The sequence below is a fragment of the Mesorhizobium sangaii genome (assembly GCF_014207355.1).
Classification (GTDB): Bacteria; Pseudomonadota; Alphaproteobacteria; order Rhizobiales; family Rhizobiaceae; genus Mesorhizobium; species Mesorhizobium sangaii.
This window is the reverse complement of record NZ_JACHEF010000005.1, coordinates 385,662-398,833: the sequence shown is the minus strand read 5'-3', so window position 1 is coordinate 398,833 and position 13,172 is coordinate 385,662. Positions and strand designations below refer to the sequence as shown.

The window sequence follows — 13,172 nt, the reverse complement described above, 5'->3', positions numbered from 1 at the left end:
ATTTCTCCGGTCTTCAAGCCGATGCCGTGGAGGCATCGTCCGTGACCGGCTCCACGAACCGGTGCAGCTTGGCCGGGTTGCCCCGCCATATTGAGTAGGGCTCCAGCTCTTCGCCCTTCATCACGAAGGAGTCGACATCGACCACCGATCCTTCGCCCATGACGACGCCGTAATGGACGAATGCGGAAGGTCCAAGCGTGCAGCCGTTGCCGATGCGGATGTAATCGGACTTGAACGCGCCTTCTTCCAGCGAATGGGCCTGGATGACGCAGCCTTCATTGAGCGTGACGTCATCGCCGATCTCGACCAGCGAACGCTCGGTCAGGTTGCTACCGCCGTCATAGACCCGCTTGCCGACCTTGACGCCCAGCATGCGCAGGATCATCGGTCGGAACGGCGTGCCGGCAAACAGGCGCACGATCGGCGAATCCGCAAGCTTCCAGTGGCGTTCGTGGCGCCAGAAGGCGACGTCGTAGATCGTCGTCATCTGCGGCTTCAGCCTGCGAAAACCAAGGCTTGCCCGCTCGACAAGGATGTAGAACGGAATGGTGATCGCGGATGTCAAAAGCACGGCGACGAAGAGGGCGACCTCGGCCCATTCGGTATAGTAGTTCAGCGCGCGGTCCCAGATCGCCAGGGTGGCGAACAGCATGACCCATTGTGTTGCGACGAACAGCAGGATCGTCACCATGTTGTGGCGGTTCTTGAGCGGGATGCGCCGGCGGCGGTCGTCCTCGTCGACGCCGGCGATGAGTTCCTTGTCGCGGTTGACCATGCGGGGGATTTCAAAGGACGGCGAACCGAGAAGGCCGACATTCTCGCGCAACGGCCCGTCGATTGGGATCATCACCTTGGTGCCGAGCAGGACGTTGTCGCCCGTGCGTCCATCCGGCGGGTAATAGATGTTGTTGCCGAGATAGTTGCGCTCGCCTATCCGCGTCGGCTCGAGCCTGAATGCGGAGGCGGACTTGTGCATGTTGATCATGAAAAGTCCGTCCGACACCATGGTCTCGGTGCCGATCTCGCACAACAACGGGTTTTCGTGCTGCTGGTTGCTGCCGAAATTGGAACCGGTCTGTACCACCTTGTTGAGGTTCCAGCCGATGGCGCGCATGTAGTGCACGATTGCCGAACTGTCGCCGAACAGGAGGCCGAGCACGCGGGAGTTGCTCGAGAATTCTGCAACGGTCTGCAGCCAGTAGCGGAAGCCGTAAAGGGTATAGGTGCGGCCGGGCTTCAGGATCAGGCTGAACAGGCGCGGCACCAGCGTTGCCGCGAGAAAGGCGACGGCGATGTAGCCGAAAAGCGTGACCGTGGTGCCGATCGCGACAATGCCGATGGTCTCCTGATAGTCGTCGCCGACGTTCTCCCAATAGCTGTGGAACAGCAGCGGAAGCGGAGTGACGATGGCAAACAGGCCAATCAGCTGGACCGCTTCGAAGAGGAAGCGCCGGATGTTGGAAGGATCGACGTTGCGCACCTTGCAATAGTCCGCGGTGGTCGGCACGGCTGGCGATCCATGCCAGCGCTCACCGTCCGGGATGCTTTGCCCACGGTGCAGAGAGGACGAATGGCCGAGCTGGGCGCCGTCGCCGATCCTGGTGTCGATGTCGAGCGTGGAGCCGACGCCGACGAAGGCATCGCGGCCGATGGTCAGCGGGCCGGTGTGGATGTAGCCGGACTGGGCCCTGAAGCCGAGGATCATCGATTCCTTGCGCAGGATGGTGTTGGCGCCGATTGAAATGAGATCCGTGCAGACGGGCACCGATTTCGATTCGATGACGGCGTTTTTCCCGAGTTTGGTGCCGAGCAGCTTCAAATAGAAGCTGTAGAGCGGGCTGCCCCGGAACAGCACGACGGGTGCCGTGCGGATCAATGTCTTGACGACCCAGAAGCGGAAGTAGCGCAGGCCCCAGATCGGAAACGCCTCCGCCTTCCAGCGGCCGATGAGAACCCATTTCGCGATGACGGCAAAGCCCGACATGCCGAAGAACACGGCGGCCGACAGCGCCACGCAGCGCAAATAGAGCTGCAGCGGATTGTCGAGCGCGTCATACATCCAGTTGAGGCCGTCATTGATCGCCCACAGCGCCACATAGCTGTAGAGCCCGTAAAACACGAGCTGCGCGGCGCCACAGGTCCAATAGGCGAAATTCGATGCCTGGCGGGTGAGGGCACGCTCATTGGTGGCCGTGGTCATCTCTTCCGCCACGCTCAGGTGCTTGGCCAGCCGCGCCACGGTCGGATAGAGATAGATGTCGCGCATCGACGTCGTCGCCCATTCCTTCCTGGTGCGCACGCGCGCGCAGAAATGGGCCATCAGCAGCGAGTTGGCGCCGAGATCGTCGAAGAAATTGTCCTCGACGGACACTTCGTCGAATTTCAGCACCGCGGCCAGCGCGTCGGCCAGGAAACGCTCGTCGTCATTGCCGGGCGGCACCAGCGTGCGATCGGCCGACAGCCGAAGGCTTGTCGGTTTCGGCAGCTGGCGAAGGTCGACCTTGTTGGAGACCGTCATCGGGATCGCCGGCAGTTCCTCCAGATAGGAGGGCACCATGTAATCGGGCAGGCGTCGCTTCATCACCTGGGCGAGATCGGCGCGGGAGATCGCCGGCAGGCCGGGTTTCGGCGCGTAGTAGGCAACGAGTTCGACGCGGCCGGGCTCGATCTCCCAGGTGGTGACGGCAGCCTGCGCGATCTCCGGCTGGTCCAGCAGCACCGCCTCGATCTCGCCGAGTTCGATGCGGTAGCCGCGGATCTTCACCTGGGTATCGATGCGCCCGTTATACTCGATCTCGCCCCTGTCGTTGATGCGGCCAAGATCGCCCGTCCGGTAGATGCGCTGCGACGGGTTGTTGGGCAGGCCGAGGAAATCGGCGATGAATTTCTGGTGCGTCAGGTCCGGCCGGTTGAGATAGCCGACCGCGAGCCCGATGCCGGCGATGCCGATCTCACCCAGTTCACCCGGCTCGGCAAGCTGCGGCAGCGAAGCGTCGAGAATGACGATCGAGTAGGTCGGCAACGGCGCGCCGATCGTCACCGGACTGTCGGGCGTCAGCGCGCCCATGGTTGCGGTGACGGTCGCTTCGGTCGGGCCATAGGTGTTGAGGATCTGCCGCCCCGGCTTCGACCAGCGCACCACCAGATTGTGCGGGCAGGCCTCGCCGCCCACCAGCAGGGTGCGCAGGCTGGGCACGTCGCTCGCCATGGACGACAACAGGGTCGGGCTGCAGGCCATGCAGGTGATGTCATGGAGCCGCAGGAAATCCGCCAGCTCCTCGCCGACGAGAGGCAGTTGGCCCGGCGCCGGCACGACCGTCGCGCCGGCGACAAACGGCACCCAGATCTCTTCGGAGGAAAAGTCGAAGGCGATGGTCATGCCCTGATAGACACGATCGCCCGGCCGGTATCCGTAGGAGGCGGCGGCGACGCGAATGAAGTTGACGAAGCTCTGGTGCTTGATGACCACGCCCTTGGGTTTGCCGGTGGTGCCCGAGGTGTAGAGGATGTAGCAGGTGTCGTCCGATACAGCGGTCTTCGCGTCCGGCTTCAGCGGCGCGCTCGACTGTTTGGAGATCTCGGTGGCGGCGCTGTCGATCAACAGGTGGGGAACGGGCAGTTGATCGGCTCGCGACGCGTATGCGGCGATGGTGACGACCAGGCTGACGCTGGCGTCTTCGATGATGAGCGTCATCCGCTCCTGGGGAAACGCGGTGGCCAGCGGCACGAAGGCCGCGCCCGCCTTCATCACGGCCAGCACGGCAACATAGGTCTCCGCCGACCGGTCGAGAATGAGCCCGACCCGGTCACCCCTTCGCACGCCTCGCTTGACCAGCAGGCGGGCGAACTGGTTGGCCCGGTTATTGATCTCCTGATAGGTCCAGACACGCCCGTCGGAGATCACCGCCGGCAACGCGGCAAATGTCTCGGCGAGCTCTTCGAAGACGGTATCGAGCCGCTCACCGGGTTGCCCCTGCCGGGCAAAGTCGGCGCCCGTCAGCACCTGGCTGTGCGCGCGCCTTCCGGAGCCGTGAGCGGCCTCCACGAGCGCATCAACGATTGCCAGGCCAGTTTCCGGCTGGCTGTCCGGTCTTGCCGCATCCAGTTCGGCCGCATCCAGTTCGGCGATATCGAAACCTTGGTCCATTTCCATTCTTTCCCGTCTTGGCCGAGCAACGGCTACCGCAGCCGTTTCCGGCCGCCGCGGGAGGTTATGCCATCCGATCTTTTCGCCAGTTTTTCCGAACTGTTGAATATTGTTTCTGGATTGTGTCTGGGCGCTCTCCGACCCTCCGCCTCAGGGCTCCAAACTCAGGTCAACAAAGCCTGACGACGGCCAGTCCGGCGGTGTCGACGGCTTTTGTTCCGGTGGCTTTTCGATAGGAATTTATTCTTGACATGGTGGGGGCAGCTATGCTACATATTTGCCCATGGTGCTGATTTGCGCCAATGACCCGCCGCACAGGCGGGTTTTTGCGTTTGATGCTCGTCAACCAACGCGCCGGCGCCCCAAGGAACCCGTCAACTTGGATTCGTAGGGTGAAGCCTCCGCCGTCGAGTTCCACGGCGCCCCTTCGTGCAGGCGTTCGCGCATGATCACGCAGGCCTGGCGGCAGCGCTCTACGGCTGCGTCCCTGCACTGCGCCAAAGCCAGATAGCGAGCGAGCCGGATCGCCCGCGGATCTGTGTTTCCATGGGTCCTTTCAGGGTGCCGGACTTGAACAACGCGCAGTCGCGGCCGGCGGCATCGAGCATTTTGTCGCTCACGGCGACTTCGGCATCCTGGTCGGCTGCGATCTCCATCAGGCGGCTGGCAACGTTGACTGTGTCGCCTATGGCCGCGATGTGCTGACGGCCTTCGCCGCCGAGTCGAGAAGCGACGATCGTGCCGTGGTGGGCTCCAATCTTGAAGCCGAGTCGAGATGCGGTCGATGCAGGCAACGACGCCAGCCAATCGTTGGTGCGGCTGGAGAGCCCCACGCAACAGCGGGCGGCATTGAAGGCGTCATTCGCCGCCGGTTCCGGCAGGCCGAACAGGATCATGGCTCCGTCGCCCATGAAACTGGTGACGACGCCACCGCAGTTCGTCACTTCTTCGCCGACCAACGCATGAAAACTGTTCAGGAGTTCGCGCGTGGCGACCGGTCCCAATGTTTCACTCAGTCCGGTGAAGCCGGACAGGTCGATGAACAGGATGGCGGCGTCTGTCCGGATGGGTTCCGAGAGGAAGTCGCCATGCCTGGCCAGCCACTCGCCCATGCCGGGGGCCTCAACGCGTTGAAGCAATTGGCTCTGCGTTGCGAAAAATTGGGCCCGGCTCCTGCCCAGCCAAAGCTGCGCGGCGCCGAACAGGATGGCCGGCGGAATGGCGGCGGTCATCGGCAGCGCGGCGCTCAGCCAGATGTGGTGCAGGAAAGCGGTCATGTTGACCACCAGCCAGATCAGGACCACGCCGGCGATCGCGGCGAGGCCGCCGGCGTTTCGCCGCCATGCCAACAGCCCGACAAGGACCATTGGCAGCACCACCGCAAAGCCGGCATCGGCAAGCCGGACATACTGGTCCCGCACGACTGCGTCGCCGGCCATCAGATGGGCAATCGCCGTCGACATGACTTCGACGCCCGGGAGGATGGGATCGAACGGTGTCGGGTAGACATCGCCGGTGCCGGTTGCAGTGGCTCCGATCACCACGATTCGATCCAGTATCGTGCGGGGATCGAGTTGGCCCTCCAGCACGGTAGCCGCGCTGATCGTGCGGATCGTGCCGCGGGGGCCATAAAACGTCAGAGGCAGGATGTGACCAATGTCGGTCCGGATTGAGCGTCCGCCCAGCGATAGATGATCGGCTGCGATTTCTGGATCCCCTCCTGCTGCCATGGCGGCAACACGCAAGGGGAAAGACGTTTCCAGCCGATCTCCGGCCCGAAACAGCAACGGCACGAAGCGGGGCGTTCCCGTCTTGTCGGTGGTCACGTTGACGACGCCGACGGCTGCGGCATCCGAGAATGCTTTGAGCGGCCACAGAAACCGCTCGGCATTCGGCACGCCGGCGATGGGTCCGTCGCCCTCGGCCACCGCCCATTGTTCACCTCCGGGATAGACCGCCGCGGCAGCGATGACGCTCGCACTCCCGCTCAGCGAACGCGCGAGCGCCTCATCGTTGTCTTTTTCCCCGGGATCGACCAGCAGCAGGTCGAGCGCGATGGCTTTCGGTCCAAGGCGCGCGATCGTATCGACAAGCCGGGCAAGCGTGGCGCGGCTGAGGGGATATGCACCCTCGTGCCGCACCGCCTCATCGTCTATCGCGACGATGGTGATCAGCTCCGGCGGCTTTGCGGTTCCTCGAACAAGCGTTCGAAGATCGGTCATCGTCGCTTCGACGCGATCGAGAAACCACAGATTGCCGCGCCAGTGCGCGAAGCCCAGGCCGGCGCCCCAGAGACCCGCCAGGATGAGCGCGATCAGCGTCGGGAGCGCTCGCCGGCTCACTGCGGCTCACTGGCCGAAACGGGCCAGCAAGGCGGAAACGCGCTTGGCGGGCCAGCGCTTGACGGTCAGCGGCCCTGTTCCGGCCTCGACGTCGACGCCGTCGCCCGGCGCCAGGACCACGCCGGCTCTGGACGCCGGCCGGTTCACGGCGACGCGACCCCTGAGGACGAAGACAGACGTCTTGCCCCGGCCGACGTCGACTGCCCATTTGGTACCGCGCGCCGCGGCGATCGCCTGCGGGGTGACAACCGCGAAGCCAGCCGGGATCGAGCCGGCCGGAGCATCGAGCAGCAGCGCCTTGCGCCGCAGCCTGACCGCATCGACCTTGCCGTTTCGGTCGCGGTCCACCAGCGTGAAACGAGCGCCACCTTCGACAATGATGGTCAGGCCTTCCTGACATCTCACAATCTGTCGGGACGTACCGGCCACCGGCGCGAACGCACACCCAGCGCCCTGCGCCAGCGCGGCATCCATCCAGAAGACACCGGCAAACACGCCAGCCACCAGGCTACGGAAAAATCGGTCCCTTGCGCTCATCGATGTCCCCTTGCTCCTGCAAAAATCCGCGGCAAGAAAATCTCGCGCCGCCAGCCTGGCGGCATACGTTCGAACCGGCACTTGCAGCCGCGTTGCGCTGGGGCAGCAGGGTGCCGACCGGCGATCCTAGCACGACAAACCTGCCCCGACACCAAGCAAGGCAGCGGCCGCGATGCGAATGTCGATCAGTGGCGACGTTTGCTGCCATTGACGCGGGGTGAGGGGCTGGAGGGGCCGGCAATGACGGACCGCCTCGGCGTAAAACCCTGGGCCACGGCGATCTCGCGCGGGATGCCGCTGCCGTACAGGAATATCGGGCGAACAGGCGCAGGAGCTGATCGACAGGCTGGGCCGCGGGGCAATCGAGCACGCGCGGGACATCAAGGGCAAGCGGAAATCCTGATCGATCAGGGAGAGACAGATGATCCGGAAACTCAAGCACGGAAATACCGCCTCTATTCGTGCAAGAGGGACGAAAAGACCGGCAAGCGCAGGAACCTAGGACGTTTGAGACGCGGGAGGCTGCGGAGAAGCACAAGCGGGTGGGTGCAGTATTTTAAGCGGCAGTGAGGGGGACGGCCCTGGTAGGAAGAAATGCCGGAACCCAGTGGAGGCCTTGGTGCGGCGAGCTTCAAGTCACGGTAGGGCAGGCGGCGCTGAGGGAGGAGATGATCGAGGCTCCAAGGCTAATCAATAGGGGCAAAAGCCATGAAGCGAGTCGGTCGCTACACCGGCATAGCCGATTCCTTAGGCCTCACGCCCAATTGCATACCGCGCCTGCCATTTAATAAACTGTAGCGGATCAGGACCTTGAAGACGCGTCGTAAGGCGAGCGGCCAGCTGTTGGTATTTGTCACCCGTCTGCGCTTTCGCTGGATCGAACTGGCCTTCGTGGGCGATAGAGTTTCTTATTGCATAAACAGCACGAACCATATCCCACAAAGAAATCACCTCGTTTGCCGTGCTTGCATTCAGGCTTGTGACATCGCCAATAAATACGGTCTTTTGTATACCATCTTCTATATAGTGACCTGTGAAAGAATATAATCCATTAGAAAGAATATACACGTAAACACGCCCGTGCTTGCTTGAGGTTGTTTCTGGATTACCTTTGCCATTTAAGATGGTAGAGCCGTCAGGGTTTGCTAATGGCGTGCCGCCAGCTACAGTGTGTTCTGCGACTAACTCCATCACGGTCCAGAAACGAAGTAGCGCAAAACCATATTCCTGTTCTCCCGTAGCATCGCCGTAGGTACTAATAATGAGTCTTGAGAACGGATTTGCTTCAAGTCGAGGTAACAATCTCTCTATTTGATTTGAGGTTTCTACCGGATTGAATTCGCTTAGCCAATTTCCCTGATAGCCGGGGAAAGCGAACCAATGCCACCAATTTGAAGTGTCGTACTGGCCTATCACGTAAGCGAAGGCACGAGGTTTTTGCCCTCGGTCTATCCCGAGAATTCTGAAAATATTCTGCGAGTGCTTTACGCAATATTCGCTAGCAGCGTCAATATCAGTGGCAACGACTTCTTCGTAGGTCACAACAAAAATCGGAGTCGAATCCATAAAAGATTGTTCCGTTTGTTCTACAAAGGCCAACGGTTGCTGACCATCGCTCTCGAGGAAACCATTTACAATCTCCCACATATTACGATGGGACAGTCCCAGACCAAGTGGAAGAATTGAAAATCCTTCCAGTTGCTGAGGCGCATGGACGAGGCAGCCAACGGCGAACACCCGAACTAAGAAGCGCGATCCTTCTTCTCGTTTTGTCACCGGGGCAACCAAGTGAGGTTTCTTTGCTAGCAGGGCTCGACGCATGCCGATGGCTGCGACCTCTTTCTCGACGAGTTCGGCGGTAACCGGCAGTTGGATGCTCTCTCGCACCTCTATGGTTACCTGTGGAAATTCTATGACAACGTTCTGATCGGCGCCATTATCGTCCAGGGGCACAAGCGACAGTATTGCTCGCCCAACACTATAGAATCCAGGTATCATGTCGGCAGGGAAATTCTGCTCCAACTCTAACAATCCGCCTGTTTCCCGCGGAGCGGAACCGAAGCCGAATGCAAATTGGTTGCGAAGTCTATCCAGGCGAAAGAAATCTAAACTTATATTTTTGACGCGGGATATTGGAACATCTGATGGCACAGCGAGTTGGCAGACAAATCTTTCTCCAGCCGTGTAAGAGTGCGAGTTAAGCTTAAACGAGAAAGGCGGTTTAGGGAACACAAAGGTCCTCCTTGCTGGGAATCGAATGAATGCTCACAAGCCACGGATTTCCGTTCGAAGAGTGCCCGCTATTCAAGTATTGTTCAAACTGCTGCTGCTGCAGAGACCAAGCTGTGAACATATTCGCGCAGCGGCGCCAGTCGCTCGGGCGCATTTTCGAGAATGTGCTTTAGGAGAAAGAGCGAGTCATTCTTCTTGGCGAAAGGTGCCCGGTGCTCGGAAAGGGCCCCGCAAACGCTTGTGACGAGATTGGCGGCGTCGACGCGGGCGAGCCACCCGGTATCTCTAATATCATTCTTCCATTCCGGGACCAGAAGCGGACGCTCTCCAGCCTTCCATTTCAACGCGGCTTCAACAGCCTCCGGGGTAACGCGTTCAACAGTTGTAGAATCCTTGCTGATGATGAACGCAGCGATTGCTGCCGGGTCGATCAAATAGCACTCCAAATGGCGCCTAGGTAGGAAGCGGAGTAAACCGCTAGAATCTCGCGTCATTTTGGCCTTTTCTTCGTCGGTCAGCTTCTCCGTATCGAAGCTGAAAACAACTGAAACGACCAACGTTGCAGCCGCCGAGCTAAGGCGGCGGTAGACCTCGTAGACGATCGCGGGATCGCGCCTGTTGCTGTTAAAATCACCGGTTGCGGCGACCGACGTGATAATTGTCCCACGAGGCAGCGGTCCAACGAGCTGTTGATACAGATAAGGAAAACAGAGCTCTTCCGTTGGGCCCTCAACCCATACAACTCGTTCAGCGGCGAACACATCGGCCATTGAGACACCCAAGTGCTCTGCGACCTCTCGGAATTTTCCGACCTCATCAAGGTTCAGTCGCTCAACCGACGATTCATACCCCTCCCGCTTCACGAGGTGGATCGTACTCGGGTTGCTAAAACCAATAACCTCCGGCGCATGTGTAGAGATAATGTATTGATGATGAGCGTATCGTGTCTGCAGAATACGAAGCAGCGCCTTAACTGCCGCTGGATGCAAAAAACTGTTGATCTCATCTATGATGATCACCGCCTTGTCGATCGTCATGATTGCTGCCAGCAGGGCGATGACTTGAGATACCCCAGTGCCACTGGAGTTCAATGGAAAACTTAGTTCTACGCGTTCCATTGCCTCAGTCGGCCAAACGCGCACTTCAAATTGGTGGTTGTCGGGTTTGGTTCTGACGCTGAGGTTGCCGACGGTTGGAAATACTTCGCGGAGATGATCGACCAGTTGCCGAAAAACATCTCCGCGCTCGCTACTCAGTGTGTGGAGTACATTTGGCAAATTGCCTGCGTCAGGTTGGAGGCGAGCCCCGTAGCCAGCGCCAGCTTCACCGATAGTCATGCGCTCGGGCGCGAAATAGAACATGTCACGCTGCCATGCCTGAAAAAGCAGACTTGGTAGAGTGTCGCTGGCTGAGCTCGTCGGTGATGAATCTAGGTTCAACTCGCCATTTCTAGGAATTACTGTAATGCATGCTTGTTGATCGCCGATCTTGTGTTCAAATAAGTTGTGAGAAGGGTAGTTTGAGAAAAAATTGTTTTCGCCGGGGTGCCTCCAAACTGATAGAAAGACATCCTTCGCTCCAAAAATATCCCTGAAATCGGGAAAGGGTCGTCCACCTTTCAAAATCTTCACCGGAAAATTTTGAGGCGATCCGGATTGCAATATCCAATCTTGAATTTCGCTTCCATTGGCGGCAATGGTAAAATTCACTTGGGGCTGTGAGAGTCTAAATCGTTCCCATTTTTCTGGGGTGCGATGCCGATCGTCGGGAAGCGCTGGTAGAAGAGCGCGCAGGAGCGCACTCTTGCCGGCGTTGTTTTGACCAATGACGATATTCATGCTGTCGGCGAATTCTAGATCACCAGAGTCGTGAAATGACTGAAATCCCTTTATTCGCGCCTTTATGATTCGCATGTTCCCTCCGAACTGAAAGCTTAGCGCGCAATCATTGATAGGTGCCAGCGCAGGGGCCGGGACGTTAGTCGCTTCACGCTCGCGCCCGCGAGAAAGATCCAAAGCGAGCCTTCAGTTCTCGATCAGCAACAGCGCTGTGTAGACAAGTTGATAAAAGAATCGACGGGAGACGGCTAGTGAGCGAGCAGGTCCTTGGTGAAACCTTGAGGACGAGTTTTCGATTTCGAGTAGTATGCAATATCGAGATTAAAGAGGTCGCGAACCCTACCTAACTCAGTCTTAAGGGTTCGGCTGACGATCCGATACCTATCGACCTTGAAAATCAAATGGTAGGCAGCAATCCAAAACACGACTGCATCGCGAAAGTAGATGTCGGTAGTAGGGCCGACCACGGAGTAACACCCCGTCTTCAAGATGATCTCTTCTGCGAAATCGTCATGTACCATCGAACAAACGGAAAGGAACAGGCGGCGGTTCTTCAGGCAGGGCTTGAGCATAATTGCTAGCTCGTCAAAGTCGATATCTTCTTGGTTGGTTAGAGTTAGGCCCTCAGCTTCTCCGTGGGCCGAGATGTGAAGATAGCGGTAATTCGAGCGCCTGTAGGCTTTCAACGCCTCCTTAAACTCTTCACGCGTGCGGACGTAGCGGTATTTCAGCCTCTTTCCGTGCAGCCGCAGAAAATTTGAGAGGATACTGCCCTCAAAGCGGCCATTTCCCTCGTCGTCGGGATCAAGGCTTTCAATTATGAAAACATCGGGTTTCGCCATGCCTGAACTCCTTTCGGTGGTTATCATTTGTTACGACTTCGATACGACAAGGAAGACCACTTTCAACTAGGGTTTGAGTTGGGATTTCGCCCCGTGATCTTCGGTTAGACATCTGCGTGGCGAATGTTTTATGAAGCTTCACGGTCTTTCATTCTGCGAGGTCGTCGGCTTCTCGCCGAACACCAGCCATTCAATTCAGCGCGGCTAAAGGTTCCTTCTGACGTTCAGCAGGTTTTCGAACTCCCGTCAGGGCCTGTCAGGAAACCACACAAACCACCTTCCCCGACGACGCTTCCCCACCCCCTCACATTAACCATTAACCATTCGTTAACCATTCACTCGCTAGCGTTTACCTATCAGTAAGGATTCGCCGCCAGTGACTTTTGCCGCTCCCCTCGAGGCCAAATCCATTCGCTTTCGCGCCCGCTCGTTCGTCGCCTTCACGCTGACACCGGAGGCGCCTTTGGCGGCCTGGCTGGAGGGGCTGGACCACTGGATCGGCAACTCGCCCGGTTATTTCAGCGGCCGCCCGGTGCTGCTCGATCTGAACACGCTGAAGCCCGGGGCGGACGAGATCGCGGCGCTTGTGGCGGAACTCGCCACGCGCGGCATCCGCATCTATGCCATCGAGCTCGAAGGGGCCGCGCTCGGCGCCGAATTGCCGCCGGTGCTGGTCGGCGCCAAGGAGGCGACGACCGATGGTTTGCTGCCCGGCCGCAAGGCGAGGGCGGACGAGAAGGCCGAGGGCATGGCGCCAGAGATTCGTGCGGACGCGGAACGCGCGGGTGCCGGACGCACGGATGTGGGGCGCGCGCAGGCCGACAAGGTTGGCGCAAGCAAAGCAGGCGAGAGCGAGCCGCAGGTTGGGCAGGAGGCTTCGGGCACGCTGATGATCAAGTCGCCGATCCGTTCCGGCCAGGCGATCGTGCATCCGCATGGCGATGTCATCGTGCTCGGCTCGGTCGCGTCCGGCTCGGAGATCATCGCGGCGGGTTCGATCCATGTCTACGGCACGCTGCGCGGGCGCGCTTCGGCGGGTGCGCTCGGCAACAAGGGGGCGCGCATCTTCTGCCGCCGCAACGAGGCCGAGCTTCTGGCGGTGGACGGCTGGTATGTCACCGCCGAGGAGATGGAAGGCGTTTCGCGCGGCAAGCCGGTGCAGGCATTTCTCGACGGGGACGGGCTGCGCGTCGCGCCGCTCAGCTGACATTTGTTGCGGCCGGCAGGGCCGCTC

At 59.6% G+C, this 13,172-nt stretch carries 7 protein-coding genes; 1 reads left to right on the top strand and 6 read right to left on the bottom strand.

Annotation, left to right across the window (positions count from 1 at the left end):
* Positions 1-13 precede the first annotated feature (13 nt).
* From HNQ71_RS24695 to HNQ71_RS24670, 6 genes are all read right to left on the bottom strand, one after another.
* Positions 14-4,153, bottom strand: a complete 4,140-nt coding sequence (locus tag HNQ71_RS24695; RefSeq protein ID WP_184875299.1) for a Pls/PosA family non-ribosomal peptide synthetase — start codon at positions 4,151-4,153, stop codon at positions 14-16.
* A gap of 467 nt (positions 4,154-4,620) precedes the next feature.
* A complete protein-coding gene (locus HNQ71_RS24690) occupies positions 4,621-6,489 on the bottom strand; it encodes a CHASE2 domain-containing protein (RefSeq protein WP_184875298.1) in 1,869 nt (622 codons plus the stop codon).
* A gap of 6 nt (positions 6,490-6,495) precedes the next feature.
* Complete coding sequence (locus tag HNQ71_RS24685) at positions 6,496-7,026, bottom strand: FecR domain-containing protein (protein ID WP_184875297.1); 531 nt, start codon at positions 7,024-7,026, stop codon at positions 6,496-6,498.
* A 747-nt stretch (positions 7,027-7,773) separates the two neighbouring features.
* Positions 7,774-9,258, bottom strand: a complete 1,485-nt coding sequence (locus HNQ71_RS24680) for a hypothetical protein (RefSeq protein ID WP_184875296.1) — start codon at positions 9,256-9,258, stop codon at positions 7,774-7,776.
* A gap of 83 nt (positions 9,259-9,341) precedes the next feature.
* Complete coding sequence (locus tag HNQ71_RS24675) at positions 9,342-11,171, bottom strand: AAA family ATPase (protein ID WP_184875295.1); 1,830 nt, start codon at positions 11,169-11,171, stop codon at positions 9,342-9,344.
* Positions 11,172-11,344: 173 nt separating this feature from the next.
* Positions 11,345-11,938 carry a hypothetical protein gene (locus tag HNQ71_RS24670; protein ID WP_184875294.1) on the bottom strand — a complete coding sequence of 198 codons (594 nt, stop codon included), beginning with the start codon at positions 11,936-11,938 and terminating at the stop codon, positions 11,345-11,347.
* Between the two features lie 376 nt (positions 11,939-12,314).
* Here HNQ71_RS24670 and minC point away from each other — a divergent pair, with 376 nt between their 5' ends.
* A complete protein-coding gene (minC, locus tag HNQ71_RS24665) occupies positions 12,315-13,145 on the top strand; it encodes a septum site-determining protein MinC (protein WP_184875293.1) in 831 nt (276 codons plus the stop codon).
* The last annotated feature ends 27 nt before the right edge of the window (positions 13,146-13,172 follow it).